The 21,633-nt window shown below is 61.5% G+C and carries 13 protein-coding genes; 11 read left to right on the top strand and 2 right to left on the bottom strand.

Features of this window, described 5'->3' with window-relative positions; translation table 11 throughout:
* The first annotated feature begins 1 nt into the window (after position 1).
* The 3 genes from PSH59_RS14615 to PSH59_RS14605 are packed head-to-tail and all read left to right on the top strand — an operon-like array spanning position 2 to position 3,925.
* Complete coding sequence (locus PSH59_RS14615) at positions 2-892, top strand: MaoC/PaaZ C-terminal domain-containing protein (protein WP_305393020.1); 891 nt, start codon at positions 2-4, stop codon at positions 890-892.
* Positions 889-2,187 (top strand): acetyl-CoA C-acetyltransferase, encoded by a 1,299-nt coding sequence (locus tag PSH59_RS14610; RefSeq protein WP_305393019.1) that lies wholly within the window; start codon positions 889-891, stop codon positions 2,185-2,187. The genes PSH59_RS14615 and PSH59_RS14610 overlap by 4 nt, the downstream gene beginning before the upstream one ends.
* Positions 2,188-2,221: 34 nt before the next feature.
* A complete protein-coding gene (locus PSH59_RS14605; RefSeq protein ID WP_248083442.1) occupies positions 2,222-3,925 on the top strand; it encodes an AMP-binding protein in 1,704 nt (567 codons plus the stop codon).
* A gap of 29 nt (positions 3,926-3,954) precedes the next feature.
* On the opposite strand, the gene PSH59_RS14600 is transcribed toward PSH59_RS14605, so the two are convergent.
* The gene (locus PSH59_RS14600) at positions 3,955-5,070 is read right to left on the bottom strand and encodes a Gfo/Idh/MocA family protein (RefSeq protein ID WP_305393018.1); all 1,116 of its coding nucleotides are present in this window, start codon (positions 5,068-5,070) and stop codon (positions 3,955-3,957) included.
* A gap of 313 nt (positions 5,071-5,383) precedes the next feature.
* Between PSH59_RS14600 and PSH59_RS14595 the strand changes: the two genes are divergently transcribed.
* Positions 5,384-6,424, top strand: a complete 1,041-nt coding sequence (locus tag PSH59_RS14595) for a YCF48-related protein (protein ID WP_305395303.1) — start codon at positions 5,384-5,386, stop codon at positions 6,422-6,424.
* A 15-nt stretch (positions 6,425-6,439) separates the two neighbouring features.
* Positions 6,440-8,815 (top strand): RND family transporter, encoded by a 2,376-nt coding sequence (locus PSH59_RS14590; protein ID WP_248083440.1) that lies wholly within the window; start codon positions 6,440-6,442, stop codon positions 8,813-8,815.
* Positions 8,816-8,888: 73 nt separating this feature from the next.
* Here PSH59_RS14590 and PSH59_RS14585 read toward each other — a convergent pair whose 3' ends face one another.
* Positions 8,889-13,577 carry a hypothetical protein gene (locus PSH59_RS14585; RefSeq protein ID WP_305393017.1) on the bottom strand — a complete coding sequence of 1,563 codons (4,689 nt, stop codon included), beginning with the start codon at positions 13,575-13,577 and terminating at the stop codon, positions 8,889-8,891.
* A 170-nt stretch (positions 13,578-13,747) separates the two neighbouring features.
* On the opposite strand from PSH59_RS14585, the gene PSH59_RS14580 reads away from it, so the two are divergent.
* The 6 genes from PSH59_RS14580 to PSH59_RS14555 all read left to right on the top strand — a co-directional run bounded on the left by PSH59_RS14580 (position 13,748) and on the right by PSH59_RS14555 (position 21,623).
* Positions 13,748-14,035 carry a DUF5629 family protein gene (locus PSH59_RS14580; protein ID WP_248083438.1) on the top strand — a complete coding sequence of 96 codons (288 nt, stop codon included), beginning with the start codon at positions 13,748-13,750 and terminating at the stop codon, positions 14,033-14,035.
* Positions 14,022-15,197, top strand: a complete 1,176-nt coding sequence (locus PSH59_RS14575; protein WP_305393016.1) for a lactonase family protein — start codon at positions 14,022-14,024, stop codon at positions 15,195-15,197. Before PSH59_RS14580 ends, PSH59_RS14575 begins: the two co-directional genes overlap by 14 nt.
* Before the next feature lie 156 nt (positions 15,198-15,353).
* Entirely contained in the window at positions 15,354-15,533 is a 180-nt protein-coding gene (locus tag PSH59_RS14570; RefSeq protein ID WP_305393015.1) for a hypothetical protein, read from the top strand.
* 185 nt (positions 15,534-15,718) lie between these two features.
* Entirely contained in the window at positions 15,719-18,436 is a 2,718-nt protein-coding gene (locus tag PSH59_RS14565) for a type VI secretion system Vgr family protein (RefSeq protein WP_305393014.1), read from the top strand.
* Positions 18,433-20,334, top strand: a complete 1,902-nt coding sequence (locus PSH59_RS14560) for a phosphatidylserine/phosphatidylglycerophosphate/cardiolipin synthase family protein (protein WP_305393013.1) — start codon at positions 18,433-18,435, stop codon at positions 20,332-20,334. The genes PSH59_RS14565 and PSH59_RS14560 overlap by 4 nt, the downstream gene beginning before the upstream one ends.
* The gene (locus PSH59_RS14555; RefSeq protein WP_305393012.1) at positions 20,334-21,623 is read left to right on the top strand and encodes a sel1 repeat family protein; all 1,290 of its coding nucleotides are present in this window, start codon (positions 20,334-20,336) and stop codon (positions 21,621-21,623) included. The genes PSH59_RS14560 and PSH59_RS14555 overlap by 1 nt, the downstream gene beginning before the upstream one ends.
* Positions 21,624-21,633 lie beyond the last annotated feature (10 nt).

The raw sequence follows: 21,633 nt of genomic DNA, 5'->3' as shown, positions 1-21,633 counted from the left end.
CATGGACTACGTGACCCAGATCATCGACCCACCGCCTTCGCGCACGCGCCTGTTGCTGGACGGCGTACGCGCCCTGCGCAAGCCCAAGCCCGACGGCGATCCGGTGCTGCCGAACGCGCGCCTGGTGCGCTCGGCGGTGGAGTTGTCCGCCGAGGGCATCGCGGCCTACGGCCGGGCCTGCGGTTTTCGCCTCGAGCAGGGCGTGCCGCTGTCTTACCCCCACGTGCTGGCCTTCCCGCTGCACTTGATGCTGCTGACGCGGCCGAGCTTTCCGTACCCAGCGAGCGGCATGGTGCACCTGGCCAACCGCATTCGTCAGCACCAGCGCTTGCACGAGGGCCAGGCGCTGCGCCTGGAAGTGTATGCCGAGCGTTGGGTGGCCCATCCCAAAGGGCAGGCGCTGAGCATCGCCACGCGGGCGTTCAGCGCGGGCACCCTGGCGTGGGAAAGCGACAGCCTGTACTTGCGTCGTGACGTGCCGACCCCTGTCGGTGAACCCTGGGACGACGTTCTGCCGTTGCAGGAACACGGGTTGTTGCGCACCAGGCGCTGGGTGTTGCCGGCGGATCTGGGCCGACGTTTTGCCAAAGTCTCCGGCGATTTCAACCCGATTCACACCTCGGTGGTAGGCGCCAGAATCTTCGGCTTTCGCCGCGCCATTGCCCACGGCATGTGGACCCTGGGCCGCGCACTCGCCGCCCAGCAACCGCCGGGTGGGTTGGCCCAGGCCGAGGCCCATTGTGATTTCAAGTTGCCGATTTATTTGCCCGGCCAGGTCGCGCTGTGGAGCCATCCGGTGAGCGGCCCACGGCGTGAATTTGAGGTGCGCAATTTCGCAGGCGACAAACCCCATATGCGTGGGCTGTTCATTTGGAATGAGAGCGTTCAATGAGTGACTACCGTTTCAACCCGGCCCCCACTCGCCGTGTGGCGATCATCGGCGGCAACCGAATTCCGTTCGCGCGCTCCAACACCCTGTACGCCCACGACAGCAATCAGGATCTTCTGGTGGCGGCACTGCAAGGCCTGGTGGACCGCTACAACCTGCACGGCCAGCGCCTGGGCGAGTTTGCGGCCGGCGCGGTGATCAAGCATTCGCGGGACTTCAACCTGGCGCGTGAGTCGTTGCTCTCCACCACCTTATCCCCGGAAACCCCCGCCTACGACGTGCAACAAGCCTGTGGAACGGGGCTTGAAGCCGCGTTGCTGGTGGCGAATAAAATTGCCCTGGGCCAGATCGAGGTGGGCATCGCCGGCGGCGCCGACACCACCTCCGACGCGCCCATCGGCATCAATGAATCCCTGCGCCACACCTTGCTCGCCGCCAACCGCGCGAAAAGCCTGGGCGACAAACTGAAGACGCTGCTCAAGGTGCGGCCGTCGATGTTGTTCAAACCGCTGCTGCCGCGCAACGGCGAGCCGCGTACCGGGTTGTCCATGGGCGAGCACTGCGAAGCCATGGCCCAGCGCTGGCAGATCAAGCGCCTGGCCCAGGACGAGCTGACCCTCACCAGCCATCAGCGCCTGGACGCCGCCTACCGACGCGGCTTCTTCGACGACCTGATCAGCCCCCATCGCGGCCTGGCCCGTGATAACAACCTGCGCGCCGATGCCAGCCTGGAAAAACTCGCTGGCCTGTCACCGGCCTATGACCGGCACAACGGTACGCTCACGGCGGGCAACTCCACGCCGCTGACCGATGGCGCCTCGGTGGTGCTGCTGGCGAGCGAGGAGTGGGCTGCGGCGAACGGCTGGCCGGTGCTGGCCTATCTGCGCACCGGCGAGACGGCGGCGGTGAATTTTGTCGACGGCAGCGAAGGGCTGCTGATGGCGCCGGCCTATGCCGTGCCGCGCATGCTCAAACGCGAAGGCCTGAGCTTTGCCGACTTTGATTTCTTCGAGATTCACGAGGCGTTCGCCGCCCAGGTGCTGTGCACCCTCAAGGCCTGGGAAGACGCCGACTACTGCCGCGAGCGCCTGGGCCTGGAGACGCCGTTGGGGCCCATCGACCGCGCCAAAATGAACGTCAACGGCGGCTCCCTCGGCTGCGGCCATCCGTTCGCCGCCACCGGCGGCCGGCAATTGGCGGCGCTGGCCAAGATCATCCATGAGAACGGCGGCGGCCGCGGGTTGATCTCGATCTGCGCAGCGGGCGGGCTGGGCATTACCGCCATCGTCGAAAAGTAGCAGAGCCCACCAAAACAACAATAAGGAGACTGCCATGAACGCTATCAGCCTGGAACACACCGAACGGGTGTGGTTGAACGCTTACCTGCCCGGCGTCCCGGCAGACATCGATGCCGCCATCGAGGACTACCCATCGTTACGCGAAGTGTTCGTGGAACACCTGGAAAAATTCCGCGAGCGTGTGGCCTATGTCAGCATCGGCACCGAAATGAGCTACGCCGACTGGCACGTCCAGGGCATCGCGTTTGCCGCCTGGCTGCAAGGCCAGGGCGTACAGCCGGGCGACCGTGTGGCGTTGATGATGCCCAACTGCCTGCAGTACCCGATCTGCCTGTTGGGTACGATCCTGGCCGGCGCGGTGGTGGTCAACGTCAACCCGCTGTACACCGCCCACGAACTCAAACACCTGCTCAAGGACAGTGGCGCCGAGACCGTGGTGATCTTCGAAAACTTCGCCCACACCCTGGAAAAGGCTGTGGCCGGCAGCAGCGTCAAGCGCGTGGTGGTGGCGGCCATCGGTGACTTGCTCGGTGCCTTCAAGGGCGCCGCGATGAACTTCATCCTGCGCCACGTGCAAAAGCAGGTGCCGGCGTTTCACCTGCCTGGCGCGGTGCGCTTCAATCAGGTGCTCAAGCAGGGGCGCGCGCTGAACCACCTGCCGGTGAGCATGGCGCTGGATGACCTGGCCTTCCTGCAATACACCGGCGGCACCACCGGTGATGCCAAGGGCGTGATGCTCAGCCACCGTAATATCATCGCCAACCTGCTGCAGGCCAAGGCCTGGGTCGGTGACCAATTGGACCAGGACAAGCAGGAAACCAACGTCACCCTGTTGCCGCTGTATCACATTTTTTCGCTGACGGTGAACTGCCTGATGTTCATGTGCCTGGGCGGGCGCAACATCCTCATCGCCAACCCACGGGACGTGAAACGGGTGCAGATGATCCTGCGCAAGGAGCGCTTCAACGGCATTGCCGGGGTCAACACCCTGTTCAACGGGCTGCTGGAAAATAAGGACTTCTGCGCACGAGACTTCTCGGACCTGCGCATGGTCATCGCCGGCGGCATGGCCACCCACACTGCCGTGGCCAAGCGTTGGAAGGAGGTGACCGGGCTTCCGATCATCGAAGGCTACGGCCTCACCGAGTGCTCGCCGGTGGTGAGCATCAGCCCCATCGATATCGCCCGCATGCGTGAGATGGACTTCACCGGCAGCATCGGCGTGCCACTGCCCTCGACCTGGGTGCGGTTTGTGCGCGAGGACGGTGGATTGGCTGACATCGGTGAGCCAGGCGAACTGCAAGTACGCGGGCCGCAGGTGATGCAGGGCTACTGGAAACGCCCGCAGGCCACCGCCGAAGTGCTGGATGCCGAGGGCTGGTTGTCCACCGGGGATATCGGTGTGATGGACGAGCGCGGGTACATCCGCCTGGTCGACCGCAAGAAAGACATGATTCTGGTGTCGGGCTTCAACGTGTACCCCAATGAAATCGAAGACGTGGTGGCGCTGCACCCAGGCGTGGCCGAGGTGGCGGCGATTGGGGTGGAGGATGGCGTGACCGGCGAGAGGGTCAAGATCATCGTCGTGCGCAAAGACCCGAGCCTGACCCAGGAGCAGATCCTCGCCCATTGCCGCGAGTACCTGACGGGCTACAAAGTGCCCAGGTATGTGGAGTTTCGCAGCACCGAACTGCCTAAAACGACGGTGGGTAAAGTGCTGCGCCGGGCCTTGCGCTGATGTGAAACAACAGGGTTTGGCGTGTTAGCTCATACTTCTTCGATTTTCACCCAGCGCTCTTCACGGGCGGCCACGCGAATCGCTGTCGCCAGCCGCTCCACTGCCCATGCGCCGTCAAAGTCAGTGCCATCGGCACCTCTGCCCGCCACGGCCATGATCAATTCCTGCACCTCCAGTGTTTTCAACTCGTTGTAACCCAACTGATGGCCCGCCGCCGGGCTGAACGCGGCGTAGCCGGGCAGGGCGGGGCCGGCCAGCAGCCGCTGGAAGCCGTCTTGGCCGACACGGCACAGGCGCAGTTCGTTTAAACGCTCCTGATCGAAGGCCAGGGTGCCTTTTGTCCCACTGATCTCGAAACCCAGGTGGTTCTTGTAGCCGTGCTTGAGCCAACTGCTGCTGACCGTGCCGCGCGCGCCGTTGGCGAAACGCAGCAGTGCATGCACCTGGTCATCCACCGCGATGGTTTTGACGTCGTTGCCGCCTTTAACGGCAGGGCGCTGGGCATGTACGGTCTGGGTATCGGCGCACACGCTGATCACATCCCCCACCAGATAACGCGCCATCGACAGCAGGTGGCTGCCCAGGTCCGCCAATGCGCCACCAGCGTGGGCCACTTCACAGCGCCATGACCACGGCGACGTTGGGTCAGCCATAAAATCCTCGCTGAATTCACCCTGGAAACTGATGATTTCACCGAGTTCGCCGCCTGCAATCATTTGCCGCGCCAGGGTGATCATGGGGTTGTGCTGGTAGTTGTAGCCCACCCGGGTGACCACGCCGGCAGCGCTGGCGGCGCGGCGCATGGCGTCGGCCTGTTCCAGACTGACCGCCAGGGGTTTTTCGCAATACACCGCTTTCCCCGCCGCGATCGCGGCCATGGCCATGGGGTAGTGCAAGTGATTGGGCGTCGTGATGGCCACCACATCGACCTTCGGGTCGTCGACCAATGCTTGCCAGTCACCATGGGCTGCGGCAAAGCCCCAGGCCGCGGCGCAGCGTTTGGCCCGCTCGGTATCGGCATCGGCCAGGGCGGCCAGCTTGAGGTGTACCGGCAGTTCGAAAACCGCCCGTGCATTGTTGAAGGCCAGGGCGTGGGCGCGGCCCATGAAGCCTGTGCCGATCAAACCGATTCCGAGTTCACGCATAGCCGTGGTCCTTTGGATTATTGTTTTTAAGGTGCCTATTAATGGAATAAAAATTCTCTAAACTCAATAGATGGAATAAAAATTCATTGCGCGCCCGGCAATCAGCCTGGCGAATACGGCTATATTCACCACATGGCCAAACGCCGCCAGTTAACAAAAGATAACGTAGCGCCGATTGTCAGACGATTCGAAAGCCCGATAGGATGGCCCCTGCTTCCTCCAGGCGCTCTAGATTGCAGGTTTCAGAGCCCGGGAAGGCGAGACGACCTAACAAAAAATAATAAATGGGAGAAGGTCTATGAGTGAGCCTGTCATGGGTTGGGTTGTTTGCCGCCCACGCGCCGCACGCCGGGTTGCGTTGCTGGCCACAGCGCTCTCGTTGCTGGCGGGGGCTGTGTTGTCGACACCTGTGCTGGCAGCCAGCGATACCGCCGCGCAGCCGGTGTTTGCGATTGAATCCCCCAAGGCCGCCAAAGGCCTGATGATCGATGTGGTCCACGCGGGCAAGCGCCTGGTGGCGGTCGGTGATCGCGGGCATGTCCTCTATTCCGATGACCAGGGCAGCACCTGGAAACAAGCCAAAGTCCCCACCCGACAGTTGCTCACCGCCGTGTTTTTTGTCGATGACAAGCAGGGCTGGGCCGTGGGCCATGACGCGCAGATCCTCGCCAGCGCCGATGGCGGCGCCACCTGGGTCCAGCAATACCAAGACCTCAAGCGCGAAGCGCCCTTGCTCGATGTATGGTTCAACGACGCCAGCCACGGCCTGGCCGTAGGCGCCTACGGTGCGCTGATCGAAACCACCGACGGCGGCAAAACTTGGGAAGACGTCAGCGACCGCCTCGACAACGAGGACCAGTTCCACCTCAACGCCATCGCCCATATCAAGGACGCCGGCCTGTTTATCGTCGGGGAGCAGGGCAGCATGTTCCGCTCCAGCGACGAGGGCCAGACCTGGGAAAAACTCGAAGGCCCTTATGAAGGCTCACTGTTCGGGGTGATCAGCACTGCACAACCGCACACCCTGTTGGCCTATGGCCTGCGCGGCAACCTGTACCGTTCGACCGATTTTGGCAGCACCTGGGAGCAGGTCGAATTGACTGCCGCGCGTGGCGCCCTGGAATTCGGCTTGTCCGGGGCCACCTTGTTGGAGGATGGCTCCATTGTGGTCGTCGGCAACGGCGGCAGCGTGGTGGTCAGCCACGACGACGGCCAGACCTTCGCCGTGTTCAACCGCCCGGACCGTATTTCACTGTCGGCGGTCACCGCGGCAGGCAATGGCAACTTGATTCTGGTCGGGCAGGGCGGTGTTCGTGTCGCCGCGCCGACCGGCGCCGAACCGACAAAACAATAAGAAGGCGGGGAAAGAATGAGCAGTCATCACAACGATAAAGCGACCTTTCTTGAGCGCCTGATCTTCAACAATCGCCCGGCAGTCATCGTCATCTGCCTGCTGGTGAGCGTGTTCCTGTTCTGGCAGGCGACCTTGATTCGCCCGTCCACCAGCTTTGAAAAAATGATCCCCCTGAAACACCCCTTCATCGAAAAAATGATGGAGCACCGCAACGACCTGGCCAACCTGGGCAACACGGTGCGCATCTCGGTGGAGGCCAAGGACGGCGACATCTTCACCAAGGCGTACATGGAGACCCTGCGTCAGATCAACGACGAGGTGTTTTATATCTCCGGCGTCGACCGCTCGGGCCTCAAGTCGCTGTGGAGCCCCAGCGTACGCTGGACCGAAGTGACCGAAGAAGGCTTCGCCGGGGGCGAAGTCATCCCGCAGAGCTACAACGGCTCGGCGCAAAGCCTCGACCAGTTGCGCAACAACGTACTCAAGTCCGGCCAGGTCGGGCGTCTGGTCTCCAACGACTTCAAATCGAGCATCGTCGATATCCCGCTGCTGGAGTCTTACCCGGACCCGCAGGACCAGGGCAAGTTGCTGGCCCTGGACTACCGCAAGTTCTCCCATGAACTGGAAGAAAAAATTCGCGACAAGTTCGAAGCCCAGAACCCCAACGTCAAGATCCACATCGTCGGCTTTGCCAAGAAGGTCGGTGACCTGATCGACGGCCTCGTGATGGTGGTGCTGTTCTTCGGTATCGCGTTCGTCATCACCCTGGTGCTGCTGTTGTGGTTCACCAACTGCCTGCGCAGCACCATCGCGGTGTTGAGCACCACGCTGGTGGCGGTGGTCTGGCAACTGGGGCTGATGCACTTCTTCGGCTTCGGGCTCGATCCCTATTCGATGCTGGTGCCGTTCCTGATCTTCGCCATCGGGATTTCCCACGGCGTGCAGAAGATCAACGGGATCGCCCTGCAATCGAGCGAAGCCGATAACGCACTGACGGCGGCGCGGCGCACCTTCCGGCAACTGTTCCTGCCGGGGATGATCGCGATCCTGGCGGATGCGGTGGGCTTCATTACCCTGCTGATCATCGACATCGGCGTGATCCGCGAACTGGCCATCGGCGCGTCCATCGGCGTGGCGGTGATCGTGTTCACCAACCTGATCCTGCTACCGGTGGCGATTTCCTATGTCGGTATCAGCAAACGAGCCATCGCAAAAAGCAAGGAAGATGCACACCGCGAGCATCCGTTCTGGCGCCTGTTGTCCAAATTCGCCAGCGCCAAAGTCGCGCCGGTCTCGATCCTGCTGGCGCTGGTCGCTTTTGGCGGCGGCCTTTGGTACAGCCAGAACCTCAAGATCGGCGACCTCGACCAGGGCGCGCCGGAACTGCGCCCGGACTCGCGCTACAACAAAGACAACAACTTCATCATCAGCAACTACTCCACCAGCTCCGACGTATTGGTGGTGATGGTCAAGACCAAGGCCGAAGGCTGTTCGCGGTATGAGGCCATGGCGCCCATCGACCAGTTGATGTGGAAGATGCAGAACACTGAAGGCGTGCAGTCGGCGATCTCGCTGGTGACCGTGTCCAAACAGATGATCAAGGGCATGAACGAGGGCAACCTGAAATGGGAAACCCTGTCGCGTAACCCGGACGTACTGAACAACTCCATCGCCCGCGCCGATGGCCTGTACAACAACAATTGCTCGCTGGCGCCGGTGCTGGTGTTCCTCAACGACCACAAGGCCGAGACCCTCGACCGCGCGGTGCATGCGGTGCAGGACTTCGCCAGGGAGAACAACAAGGACGGCCTGGAATTCATCCTCGCCGCCGGCAACGCCGGTATCGAAGCGGCCACCAACGAGGTGATCAAGGAGTCCGAGCTGACCATCCTGATCCTGGTGTACCTGTGTGTGGCGACCATGTGCATGATCACCTTCCGCTCGTGGGCGGCGACCTTGTGCATCGTGCTGCCGCTGGTGCTCACCTCAGTGCTGGGCAACGCGCTGATGGCGTTCATGGGCATTGGCGTCAAGGTTGCGACCTTGCCGGTGGTGGCGCTGGGCGTGGGGATTGGCGTGGACTACGGCATCTACATCTACAGCCGCCTGGAAAGCTTCCTGCGTGCCGGCCTGCCGTTGCAGGAAGCCTATTACCAGACGCTCAAGTCCACCGGTAAGGCAGTGCTGTTCACCGGTCTGTGCCTGGCCATCGGCGTGTGCACTTGGATTTTTTCGGCGATCAAGTTCCAGGCCGACATGGGCCTGATGCTGACCTTCATGCTCCTGTGGAACATGTTCGGCGCGTTGTGGCTGTTGCCGGCGCTGGCGCGGTTCCTGATCAAACCCGAGAAGCTCGCGGGGCAAAAGGGCAATTCGTTGTTTGCCCACTGACGCGCAAGCGTCGCCGCCCAAACGCCCGACCTGACCGTCGGGCGTTTTTGTTTCCACGGTTACCCACCCGCGCTCAAGGCGCCAATGGCAGGAACCAACGTTCGGCCAGGGCTTTACCGAGCATCCCACGGTGCACAGCCACCACCGCCTGCGGGCTTTGGGCGTTATCCAGCAGGGTGTAATAGCTTTGCCGACGCTGGGCGGCGGTCTTGAGGTGCGCCACGCTGTAGTCGGCTTTGGGGGTGTGTGCGGTGCCGTAGTGAAAGTGCGCGTACCACAGCGGATAGCCCCGGCGATCATTGATCGCATATTCCTGGATAAAGTCTTTGCGCGCGCCGGTCAGCGCAATGCGCTCGCCCAGCATGGCGACCTGCACCAGGCCCTGATCGAATAAAAATTGCAGGTTGCCGCTGGTCGGTGGCAGCTCAAGGCTCAGCGCCGTGCGCAGTTCGTGGCCTTTGCGGGTCAGGCGCGCCACCCCTTGGCGCAGGTCCTCAAGCAGGCGCTGGTCGGCCGCCAGTCTTGCCTCTGCGGGCTGCGCCCCAAGCGCCTGGTCGAGTGCCTGGGCGGCGTTGTCGAGGCGAGTGGCCTCGTTGCTCATCAATTCCTCGATTTCCTGCGGGTGGCGGCACAGTGCTTTGTAACGCTCGGCGCCTTGCAGGTGGCCTTCCAGTTGTGTGAGCAGCTTGCGCGCCTTGCCCTTGAGTTCGTTCAAGGGCCTCGCGGCGGCTGGCGGTTCCGGTGTGCGCACCATGCGCACTTCATCCCACAGGTCCTCTTCGCGGCGTGAGTAGGTGGCGATGACCTGGTTGTTGTCCTCCGAACGCACCTCCACCACATCAATTGGCAGGCTGCTGCCGGCGGGCGCCAGATCGCCGATGAGCATCGCGCCGCTGCGAGTTCTGATGAGTTTTTTCTGCGCTCGGCCCGCCCTGATCTTGGGGCGTTTCGGCGGTTTTCTGACGGTTTGCGCGGCGGGTTTGACTTCATTGGCCAACTGTTGCGTGGCGTCTTCGTAGAGTTTTTCGACAAGGGTGTACAGCGCATTGAAGTGGCCGCTTTCCAGTTCCTCGGCATTGACCTCGCGCAGCCCCTGCAAGCCATCCAGCGCCTGTCCGTAACGCTCTACCAGGCTCTCCAGGGTTTCACGGCGCTCCACCGCCGTCAGCTCCAGGGTCTTGAGTTCGGAGTGGGAGCGTACGTGCACGCTCAAAGGGTCGACGATCGCGTTGAGGCCGTCCATCAGGTCCAGCGCCGCGTCCTTGATGCTCAATACCCGCAGGGCCAGCAATTGCAGCTTTACCACGCCGAGGGCGCTGAGTTCGTTTTCCGGGCGGTCGCGGGTCAGGCGCTCGAACACCGCCACGCCTTCCGGACCCTGCTCATACAAAGCCGCCAGTTGGCGGTCCCTGAGTTCAAGGTTGCGCAGGCTGCGCTCATTGATCTGCGCCAGTTCCTTGATAAACGCCAGGTAGCTGACGTAGTGCTCCATGATCACCTGCCGCAACGACAGGCCACCCCCGATAAAGCGGCGATTGCTGGCGTAGAGCTGCTCGCGGTCCTGCTCAGCGCGCACCACGGCTTTGCGGGCATTGTTGAGGGTGTTTTCCCGCAAGGCCAGCACTGTGTCGGCGCTCAGTGCAATACCGTGTTCGATACGTTCATCGAGTGTGTCCAGCAGTTGTTGGAATACGCGTGTCTGGCGCTCCAGCGCGGTGTCGAACTGACGCTGCAGGCCGGCGCGCTGTTGAGCGGTGAAGCGAGGGTCCTGCGCGGCTTTTTCCATCACGCTTTGCGAGACGTCCGCCGCGCGCTGCAGTGCCACTTGCTGGGCCAGGAAGTCGTTGTACTGATCGGTCAGTTGGATCTTGCGCTGGGCCTTGCGCTGGCGCTGCGCGGCCACACGTTTGAGCGGCATGCCGCCGCGCAGGCGCAGGGTGAGGTCGAGATCCCAGCGACCTTGATCGTCGGCCTTTACATAGGGACCCAGGTTGCGGCTGTCGAGCGGGTCGACGATGAGCACATTGCCGTCTTCCAGCAGGTTGACCCGGTAGAGCTGCCGTTCAATCAACACGTGCCACCGGTTGTCCAGCACGTATAAGCCTCTTCGCGGGCCATTGAGGACTGGCGACGGCAGGGTGGGCGGACGTGGCACTTGCAATCGTGCCAGCCGTGCCTTTTGCGTGGCCGTGAGTCGGCGCCGGGCACTGGCGAAGTCCAGTTCCAGGGCGGAACTGCGTTCACCGGGAAATTCGCCGGGTATCACCACCACGCCTTCGGTAACCGTCGGGGCCTTGGGGCGCGGCCACTGTTGCGGCAAGCGGCGCGGTGCGGGCATGCGCAGGGCCTGTTTCTTGACTTTTAAGGCCAAGGGGGTGGCGCTCTCCACGCCCGGCACCAGCTCACCCAGCACATTCGCCAGGTTCATTAACACATCGGCGGCCGCCAGTTCCCGCGTGGTCGGATCGGCGCTGCCAAGCATCGGTACGTCGCGCTGCAGGCTCGCCGTCAGCGCCAGCAGCCAGGCGGTGAGCAGGGCCGGGCCGCGCAACAGCGGCAGCAGCAGGGTGTTAAACAGCACGCCACCGATCTCCAGCATCGCCGCCCAGCGGCTGCTTTGGGTCGACACCGATTGATGCGTGGCCTGGTCGACCAGTGCCCGTGCGTTGCTGCCATAGAGGTACTCCATCACTTGCCCGTTGAGCAGGTATTGCAATAACTCGTTGCTCGCGCCGTCGTTGGCCAGCCGCGCGGGTGGCGGGGCCTGCAGGTTGGAGAACTCATCGCCCTGGCCGAAGCGCACGTAATGCGGGTGCAGGAAACCGCCGTTGTCATAGATCGGGCGCGCCTCGTCGCTGAGCCAGGTCAATACGCTGGTCTGCAGCGGCCCAGGCTGCGCGATGGCGTTCAGCAGGGCCTCGCGCGTTGGGAACTCACACAAGGCGTCGGGATACAACGGGCGGTAAAGCAGGTGTGGGCCCTGGCTGTTATCCAGTGGTTCGATGATGAACATGTTGGCGACTACATCCGGCACGGCTTCAGCTTTGCGTAACAGCGCCAGGCAACGAATCACCACCGTGTGTTCATCCACCCGGCGTTCGGCGGCGCCAGGCTCGACCAGCGCCGCGACGTAGCGTGCACCGGTCGCGCCTATCGCGCCTTGTTGCTGCAGGTGCAGTTCCAGTGCCTGTAACGGCAGTTGGTGGCGCATCTGCTCGGTGAACAATCGCATGCGCGCCTCGACGGCCGGGGCGTCGCCGAGCAATTGTTGCTTGAGAAACTCGGGATAGTGCCGGCCAATATTGACGGTTTCGATCAGGCCGTTGGTGCCGGTCACGAAGTTGGCGGTCAGCCAGTCGGGCAGGTCCAGGCCGTCACGATGGGCCAGGGTCAAGGTGCCGCGCGGCCGGCCCACCAGGTTCTTCAGTGCCAGTTCCGTGAGACTCATGTGGGTGATTTCGACGACGCCTGGGGCGCCGGGATAGCCCGCGTACTCGGTGAAGGTGAGCGTGATTTTATCGGGGTCGTAATGCTCCGGCGACGCGGGCATCGCCCCGGCGGGGAGCGTCCGTTGTTCTTCGCTGCGCAGGGCCTGGCGCAGCCTGTCCAGGGTGAAGGCTTGAATGTCGGTAATGTCACTGAGAAAGGTGCGACCCTTGTTGAGGATCTTGCAGGCGGCCAGCCCCATGCTGTGCTGGCGGTAAGCCTGTTGCTGGGTTGGCGAGGCGCGCTGCAGCCAGTCGGGCAGTTGCGGGCGCAGCAGATGCTCGAACTGCGGCTCGCCGCCCGCAGGCGTGTCGATCAAGTACTGCGCCGGGTCGCTGAGTTCAGCATGCAGCGCCCGCAGCGTCGTCAGCCCCAGCGTGCAGGGCAGGCGCAGCGCCTCAAGGCTTTTGAGTTGGCGGTTGAGGATCAGCGCGGCCTGCTGGTCGAACACATCACCCTGGATCTCGTAACGGCGCCAGCTCAGCGTATCGATACGGTAATCGTCGGCCAGTTGCGCGCCCCAGTACTGGCCGAACGCATCAACCGAGGGAAAGTGCTCGACACGCCCACCGGGTTTGCACAGCAGCACGATCACCTGGGTATCGACCGTGCGCACCAACAGCAGGTGCGAACCGAGCAGCACCGAGTCTCCCGTATCGCTGTGCAAGGTGGTCTCCAGAGCATAGGCGTGGGTCTGCGCCAGTCCATGGCGGGCCATGCGTTGATCGCCGTCGGGGCAGTTGATCACCTGTTGCAGGGTGTCGCGTTCAAGATCGGTCAAGTCCGCTTGTTTCAACACGCTGATTTGCAGGCTGTCCAGCAACAGGGTGCTGAGTCGCCGCCAGCGGCTGTGGGACGCCTCGTCGTTTTCATTCCAGTAATCGCTCAATGCGTTTTGCAGGGCGATGGGCACCGACCATGGCAGCTCCCGGATCAGCGTAATGATCCGCTGCATGTCCAACGGCAGGCCCGCCGCGCTGTTCAGGCGCCGGGGCGGTTGCCCGGACAGGAAGGCGGCACGCAAATCCAGCTCATTGACGGGAAGGGGGGTGCCGCTGGCCAGGTAATTGAGCACGTGTGTCATAAGCGGCTCAAAGCGCCAGCCGCCGGAGGCCTCCGGGGTGGCCAGTTGGATCTTGGCAAGGTCCAGATTCAGGCCGGGATAGGCGTCGGTCAGCATTGCGGTCAACAGGTTTTGCACCACGGTGTCAAAGCGCGGGCGACTGGCGAACAGCGCGCTGATGGTGTTGGCCACGCTGGGCAAGGGTGTCGGCATATTGGGGCTCCAGGTTAAGTAGTCGGGCATCGCAGCGATGCGCGGTTACTTAACGCTGATCCGGCGAGCGAGGAGAGGTAGCCGGCTACCTCAAGGCCCAAGGCCGCAGTGGGTGCGCGAACCAAACTCGCCTATCATGGGAACTTTCCCCCTTAGATGACTGACTAGTAATGACTGCAGACAACCTGATCGCCGTCCTCGAAACCAGCGATATGCTCCTGATTGACGGCCTGCACGCTTTCGAGTTTCAGCTCGACCAGCAACTGCTGATCACTGCCATGGACGGCCGCGCTGAAAAACGCTGGTGTTTCAGCCTGGAGCAGGTGCAGGCCGCGATTTTCGATAGCACCTTGCAAAGCTGGACTTTGACCGGTGAATCGGGCGAGCACCGCTTGATCTGCATGAGTGCCTTCACCGGCAACAATAACGACGAGGACCACGCCGATGATGATGCGTAAATTCTGGCCCCTGCTGATGGCAGGCAGTGTCGGTGCGATGTCGGTACAGGCCGCACCGGCCGACATCCATGAGTTGCTGGTGGGCAGCTACACCGCCGGCACCAGCGAAGGCATCTACCGCCTGCAGTTCGACAGCCGCACCGGCCAGTTCCAGGGCCAGCCGGTACTGGCGGCACGGGCGGCCAACCCGTCGTGGCTGACGGTCTCCAAAGACCAGACACACTTGTTTGTGGTCAACGAGAATGGTCCCGGCCAGAAAGACGCCGTCGGCCGCGTGAGCAGCTACAGCATCGACCCCAAGACGCACCAGTTGACCTTGATCAACCAGGTGCAAAGCCTGGGCAACGAGCCGACCCATTCCAGTCTTGCTGCTGATGGGCGCTACGTGTTCGTGGCCAACTATTCGGTCCTCGAAGATCCGGGCGGCAGTCTGGCGATCCTGCCGGTGGACGCCAGCGGCAAGCTGTCACCGCCCGTGCAGTTGAGCGGGCACCCGGCCAGCCGCGTGAACCTTGAGCGCCAGGCCTCCAACCACGTGCATTCGGTGGTGTCGTCGCCGGATGGCAAGTACGTATTTGTGCAGGACCTGGGGGCCGACAAAGTGTTTGCCTACCGCTACGACCCCAAGGCCAACCACGAACAACCACTGACCCCGGCAGACCCAGCCTCGGTGCAACTGCCGCCGGGCAGCGGCCCGCGTCACCTGTTGTTCAGCGCTGACGGCAAACATGCGTGGCTGACCACCGAGATGAGCGCCCAAGTGGCGGTGTTCGATTACCGCGACGGCAAGCTGACCCAGACCCAGTTGGTGGACTATGCCGTCGGCCAACCGGTGTCGGACAAAGCCGGCGCGGCGCTGCATGCGTCAAGCGATGGCAAGTTTCTCTACGTGAGCAACCGCGGCACGGCCAACCATATCCTGGTGTTCAGCATTGACCCGGCCACGGCGCACCTCAAGCAAGTGCAGCAGCGCTCGGTGGAAGGCGACCACCCCCGCGAATTCGCCCTGGACCCCAGCGGCAAATTCCTGCTGATTGCCAACCAGAAAAGCAATGAGATCGTGGTGGTCGAGCGTGATCCCAAGACCGGCCTGCTGGGTAAAACCGTGCAGACATTGGCCATCGATGCCCCCAGCGACCTCAAGTTCCTGGTGCGTCAATAAGCCACAGGCCCCGCAACACGGGGCCTGAGTCTTTGTATTAATTGTATTAATAGCGGCTACTGTTTCAAAGCATTTCTAAGGTGTCACCCTCGGGCGTAAGTTCGGTTCCAAGGCCTTCACCGGCCACCCAACCAAACGCACACGAGGGTTACCGACATGAACTTCAATCTCTTCTCCGTTATCGCTGCTTCCGCCGTTTCCGCCACGGTGGCCTTGCCCGCTGCAGCCAGTGTGGAAGTCAGTGGTAAACGTTCCAGCACCAGCGCCTACACCCAGAAATACTTGCAGCAAAGCGCCAACTTCTATGCCGCCCTGGATCACAAGACCCAGCACTGAGCTTCAGGCCGCAGTCAGCCCCCGGCACATTCGGCCAAAGATCGATGACTACCTTGATTTACCGGCCTATAGGACCTGTGGGTGCGAATACGGAAGCGTCTTTCTTGTAAAGTCGAATCTTCCGACATTAATCACCGATAACCAATCTTTACTCTTTGGGCTTTCGCAGCTCAGGGATTGGAGACATGGCTTCCAGCGTTTCACCAAGCGTTTTTTTCGACCATACCCGCCACATTTTGTGGGTCCGCAACCTGGCGGCCCAGCTCGATGTCCTGGCCTTCGACGGCCAGGAGTACCTGAGTCAGCCGTTCCTTTATCGGGTGGAGTTCACCAGCACCGAATGTGACCTGGCCGCCGACAGTCTGCTCGGCCAGGACGCCAGTTTCAGCCTGCACGCCGCGCCCCGAACGCTGCCGCTGTTTAGCCTGAACCCGCCGCCGATCAAACCGCTGCGCACGCTGTATGGCGTGGTCACGGGCTTCAAACGCCTGTCCGGGTCCAACGATCAGGCTGTCTACGAGATTACCTTGCAGCCACGTCTGGCCCTGCTCGACCGTGGCCGGCAGTTCCGTATCTACCAGCATCAGTCGGTGCCTGAAATCGTCGAGAGCATTCTGCGCGGTCGTCACGACCTGGAAGGCCAGGACTTTTTCTTCAGATTGGCATGCGAACACCCCAAGCGTGAACAGGTCATGCAATACGGTGAAAGTGACCTGAAATTCATCGCTCGCCTGCTCGCTGATGTCGGCATCTGGTACCGCTTCACCAGCGACGAGCGCCTGCGCATCGACGTCGTCGAGTTTTGCGACAGTCAAATCTTCTATGAATTCGACATCAAGCTGCCGTATCGCCCGCAATCCGGGCTGGGCAGCAGCGGCGAGGATGGGGTGTGGGCGCTGCAATCCAACCACCAGGTGGTGGAACAGCAGGTGCATGTGCGCACTTACCACCACCGGCATGCCAACGCCTACCTGAACGCCGAGGTCGACCAGACCCGTGGCGCGACCACCACCTACGGCGAGGCCTACCACTACGCCGAACCCTACACGGCCCTGGGTGACCCGCTCGATCAGCACGAAGACCTGCAAGGTGGATGCGGCTATTTCTACGCACGCCTGAGCCACGAACGCTACCTCAATGAGCAGACGCAACTCAGCGGTGTGAGCAGCAGCGCCACCCTGGCGCCGGGCCAGGTGCTCACCATCACCGGCGGCGCCCCCCAGGCGTTTAGCCCTCGCGTTGTGATCACGGGCCTTAAAACCAAAGCCGCCCGCGACCGCAGTTTCGTCGCCAGTTTTACCGGCATGCCCTATTCGGAAACCGTGTGCTTTCGTCCGCAAGTGGAGCAAAAGCCGCAAATCGCCGGGACTGTACCGGCCCGTGTCAGCAGCCCGGAGGCCAATGACCCCTACGGCCACATCGACCTCGAAGGCCGCTACAAGGTCCATTTTCTGTTCGATCGCGATAGCTGGAAGGCCGGTGAAGAAAGCGTGTGGCTACGCCTGGCGCGGCCCTACGCCGGCGACACCCACGGCCTGCATTTACCGCTGCTGGCCGGCACCGAAGTGGCGGTGGCCTTCGAGCAGGGCGACCCGGACCGCCCCTACATCGCCCATGCCCTGCACGACAGTGAGCACCCCGATCACGTCACCCTGCGCAACTACAAACGCAATGTGCTGCGCACGCCGGCCAATAACAAATTGCGCATGGATGACACGCGCGGGCAGGAGCACGTGAAGCTGAGTACCGAGCACAGTGGCAAGAGCCAGCTCAATCTTGGGCATCTGGTGGATGCCGGGCGCGAAAAGCGTGGTGAAGGTTTCGAGCTGCGTACCGATGGTTGGGGAGCGATTCGTGGTGGCAAGGGCTTGTTTATCAGTGCTGACGTACAGCCTCGGGCCAACGGCCAGATGTTGGAAATGAGCGCTGCCATGGGGTGTTTGCAACAGGCCGCCGATCAGTTGGGTAGCTTGTCGGTCGATGCCCAGGCCGCTCAGGCGGACCCGGCAGATGTGCAGGCGCAATTGACGTTGATGCGTGAGGCGCTCGATCAGCTCAAGGCTTCGGTTTTGTTGCTCAGCGCGCCTGAGGGTATCGCCTTGACCAGCGGCAAGCACATGCAGCTGGCGGCGCAGAACAATCTGATGCTCAACGCCGGTGGCGAGGCCGATATCAGTGTGGTCAAGCGCCTGTTCATCGGGGTGGGGCAGGGGCTGAGCCTGTTTGTGCGCAAGCTGGGCATCAAGCTGATCGCCAATCAGGGGCCTGTGCTTGTCCAGGCACAAAACGACACTCTGGATCTGATCGCCCGCAACGGGCTGAGCATTACCAGCACTGAAGACGAAATCCATATCGTGGCAAAAAAGAAAATCGTCTTGAACGCAGGCGGCAGTTACATCTCCCTGGATCAGCGTTGCATCGAGTCGGGAACCTTGGGGGACTACAACGTCAAATCGGCGCACTTCGATTACAGCGGTCCGGCGAGCATGACCGCCGCACAGCCTGAGTATCCACAGAGCCTGTCCCGACAACCCTTGTGGTTAAGCGTGCCGAGAACCCCCAACGCCACCCACCAGGGTTGGGCAGGCATGCCTTACACGCTTTATGCCGACGATGCGGTTATCAAGCAGGGCGTGTTGGATAACACCGGCCAGATAGCAATCAATCACCAAGTCGTAACCCGGCAGTACCGCATGGTCATGGCCAACGGGGCGAGTTTTCAGATCCCGGTGCCCGGCGATTATCGCAATAACGAACAAGCGATCCTGGCCAACGCGGGTTTTCACAACCATCGTTCGCAGCCTGATAGCGAGTTGAGCCAACCCATTTCGCACACCGATCACCGCGCCTCTTACGCCGAGGTGGTGAGCCCAGCCAGTGACCAGGAAGGGGAAATCGCATGACTCAGACCGACATTGTTGTACCCGTGGCCCTGCAGCACACCCAGCAAGCGACGTGCACGCCACGGTGGTACGTGCAGAACACCGAATACCCGCCCGCGAAGGCCACCTACCAGCCGTTGATCAATGGGGAAGAAACCTTCAAGGCCGTGCACCTGGCAATTGCCCAGGCCAACAGGACCATCGACATCATTTGCTGGGGCTTCCAGCCGTCGATGTATTTTATTCGTGACGGCGTAAGTCCGAGCATCGGCGAGTTGTTGATGGCCAAAGCGAGGGACGGTGTGGAGGTGCGGATACTCGGCTGGGAGGCGCCGTTCAACAGTGCAGGCGTGGGAGGCGAGGCCAACCTGCCGGGTAAAGGCCCGTACCGTATTAGCGATCGAGCGCTGCAACCCTCCACTGACGATCAATATGCCTATGACCGGCAGTGGTTTTCCCGCTGTGCATTTGCCGGTCACCTGGCGCCTGCGATGCGAGCAGCGCGCAATGTGCCGGTCTTCGTCGGGCGTGGTTTCAGCGTGTTCGAGCGGGCCGAAATTGCTTATCAGGCCAACTATAAAAGCCACGACCCGCACCTCAGCGTCGGTACGCTGAGCGCGCTGGCCATTGCGCCGACCCACCATCAGAAAACAGTCCTGGTCGACTATGAAATAAAGGACCGTGCCGTTGGCTTCGTCATGGGCCACAACATGCTTGATGAGTATTGGGACAACGACAATCACACCGCGCGGAACCGTTCCGAGGGCAGTAAGCCTGCACCCAATCTTGGCCCGCGGGGTGACACGCCTCGCCAGGACATTTCCAGTCAAGTCAGTGGGCCGATTCTGGAGCACTTGCACCATAACTTTGCGACTGCCTGGCGTGCGGAAACAGGCGAAGACTTGCTGGCGTCCCGACAGGCCAAGCAGACAGGACCACAGCTGACATGCACGCCCGGTGTCACGCGTCAGTTGGCGCAACTCGTGCGCACTCAACCCCAAAACCAAAAGCGCGACATCGCCACGCTCTACCTGAACGCCGTCAATAACGCGACCCAGTTCATCTACATCGAAAACCAATACTTTCGCTGGCCGCCGTTGGCCGAGGCGATCAAAAAAGCCGCCGCCGCGCAAACGCTTGGAGGCCGTGATCCAGGTGTGCACGGCAACTTGCATCTGTTTGTGATCACCAATGCCAGTAAAGACGGTGTAGGCCCGGGGTCATTGAATACCCATCGCATGCTCGAAAGTCTTGGGCGCGGTGACACCATTCCTGAAATTACCAAGCTACAACGCATTGAACAGGCGAAAGCCAAAGCTGCCGCGCAAACACCTGACCTGGCGGAACTGCTGGAGCAACAGGCGTTGCTTATGTTCACCAGCCTGGTCGACACCGTGGGCGGCGGCAACCTCAGTGATAAGGCCCGGGAGGCCGTGGAGGATACCGCCAGAAACAACCGGTATCGGCAGGCGGTACTTAACGACGAAATCAGGAAGATCGAGAGCGACACACTCACCCCGCAGCCGCGTCCGGGTTTGAAAGTTCATGTGTGCTCGCTGGTCGCGGCCGACTCGCCCGCCGGCAAGCCATGGATGCCGGTGTACATCCACTCCAAGCTGATGATCATCGACGACGTGTTTACTACCCACGGCTCGGCCAATGTCAATACGCGCAGTATGCAGGTCGATAGCGAGGTGAATATTGCGCATGAGTGGATGAGTGTGACCCAGGCGTTAAGGCGGCGGTTGTGGAATCTGCATACGGATAAGAGGGGGGCGCAGGATGAGCCGAAGGAGGCGTTCGATGCTTGGCAAGAGATTATCGACGAAAACAAACAGCTCCAAAAAGATGGCGAGACTCCCAACGCTTCGCTCGTCGAATTTTATTACGGCGAAAAGTCCGTGACGGACCTTGACTGATGCGCAGATTCCTATTGCTCACAAGCCTGCTGCTGGCCGCCTGCGATAACGGCAGCGCCCCTAAACACTTGACCCAGGACTTTTCCGTGAACCCACTGATCGAGATCAAAGCCAAGCTGGCCTTTACCTGTGTACATGAACAGATCCCTACGCCGTCCGCCGAAACCGATGAGCTATTCCAATACGCTCGCTGGTTGCAGAAGAACAACCTGCTCAAGGAGGATAAAAGCGTCGACGCCGAGATCGAGCGCCTGTACCGGATTGCTGCCGAGAATGGCCATTACAAAGCCAATATCAACCTGCAAAACGGCACGATGCGCGGCCACTTCACGCTCCGTGGCGCGGACCACCTGCGTCTTAGCCAGCAATTGATCGACGCGAATGTGGCGACAGGGTACTACTTTATCGGTCTCTTTCTGAAGAACGGCTCGGCCGGACTGAAGCAGGACACGGCCATGTCGTTACGTTACCTCCGTAAGGCGGCTGATGAGGGGAGCGCCCAAGCCCAGTACGAGGTGGGCGACAAACTTGATCCAATTAACATCGCACCGGAAATAGCAGCACAGATGTATCGTTGCGCCGCTGAACAGGGTCACGGCAGGGCGGCTATCGCCTTGGGTATCTACCTTAAAAACAGGATGCGGTATCGGGAGGCACTTGAGGTCTTCCAGATGGGGGTTGTAGGAGGTAACGAGAGCGCTGCTGGTCGCCTGAGAAACGCATTTCGCGGGCCTCTTCCTGACAATAGACCGCACTACCTTGCCCTACAGGAAGACCCTGAGCGCGCAGAGCGTTATAAAGCTATCTGGAGTCTGCTAGCGGACTACTCCTACGCCGACCCCAAAGTCCCCGAAATCAACGAAATTCTCCCCTTGCCGCCCGCCAAACTCCCGGCCTGGGACGGCAAGTTGCAATGGCTGGAAGCACGTCTGGCCAATATCCCCCCGCCAAAACCCAGCGAAGCACTGATCCGGCAACTGGCCAGGGCCAAAGGCCTGGAGCCGGCAACCGGCAGGGCCACGCCCGACTCTCCTGCCTTCATTAAGGCCAGCTACCTGGAACCGACCTGCTGCAGCGGCCAGCCGTGTCCGCAAGCAGGCTACTGGCAGGCGGTGGGCGTCACTCACAATGTTTACTCCAGGCTTAAAGGGGGGGATATACGCCGTTTCGAGCAGGGCGAGATAATGCCCACACTCAACGTCCAGAGTCGCGAAACCCGTTTCTTGCTTCCAGACAAGATCACGGTCAGCGAGATGAGCATCGAATGGCGACTGTTGGGTGAGGCGTGAGAAACAGTCG

Origin of the sequence: Pseudomonas sp. FP2309, from assembly GCF_030687575.1 — a bacterium.
GTDB lineage: Bacteria > Pseudomonadota > Gammaproteobacteria > Pseudomonadales > Pseudomonadaceae > Aquipseudomonas.
This window is presented reverse-complemented; position numbering and strand designations above follow the sequence as displayed.

Excerpts from the sequence above, each read along its gene's own strand:
- PSH59_RS14585 (WP_305393017.1), bottom strand. The coding sequence starts at position 13,577 with ATGCCGACACCCTTGCCCAGCGTGGCCAACACCATCAGCGCGCTGTTC.
- PSH59_RS14590 (WP_248083440.1), top strand. The coding sequence starts at position 6,440 with ATGAGCAGTCATCACAACGATAAAGCGACCTTTCTTGAGCGCCTGATC.
- PSH59_RS14615 (WP_305393020.1), top strand. The coding sequence starts at position 2 with ATGGACTACGTGACCCAGATCATCGACCCACCGCCTTCGCGCACGCGC.
- PSH59_RS14610 (WP_305393019.1), top strand. The coding sequence starts at position 889 with ATGAGTGACTACCGTTTCAACCCGGCCCCCACTCGCCGTGTGGCGATC.
- PSH59_RS14555 (WP_305393012.1), top strand. The coding sequence starts at position 20,334 with ATGCGCAGATTCCTATTGCTCACAAGCCTGCTGCTGGCCGCCTGCGAT.
- PSH59_RS14595 (WP_305395303.1), top strand. The coding sequence starts at position 5,384 with ATGGGTTGGGTTGTTTGCCGCCCACGCGCCGCACGCCGGGTTGCGTTG.
- PSH59_RS14600 (WP_305393018.1), bottom strand. The coding sequence starts at position 5,070 with ATGCGTGAACTCGGAATCGGTTTGATCGGCACAGGCTTCATGGGCCGC.
- PSH59_RS14575 (WP_305393016.1), top strand. The coding sequence starts at position 14,022 with ATGATGATGCGTAAATTCTGGCCCCTGCTGATGGCAGGCAGTGTCGGT.
- PSH59_RS14580 (WP_248083438.1), top strand. The coding sequence starts at position 13,748 with ATGACTGCAGACAACCTGATCGCCGTCCTCGAAACCAGCGATATGCTC.
- PSH59_RS14570 (WP_305393015.1), top strand. The coding sequence starts at position 15,354 with ATGAACTTCAATCTCTTCTCCGTTATCGCTGCTTCCGCCGTTTCCGCC.
- PSH59_RS14605 (WP_248083442.1), top strand. The coding sequence starts at position 2,222 with ATGAACGCTATCAGCCTGGAACACACCGAACGGGTGTGGTTGAACGCT.
- PSH59_RS14565 (WP_305393014.1), top strand. The coding sequence starts at position 15,719 with ATGGCTTCCAGCGTTTCACCAAGCGTTTTTTTCGACCATACCCGCCAC.
- PSH59_RS14560 (WP_305393013.1), top strand. The coding sequence starts at position 18,433 with ATGACTCAGACCGACATTGTTGTACCCGTGGCCCTGCAGCACACCCAG.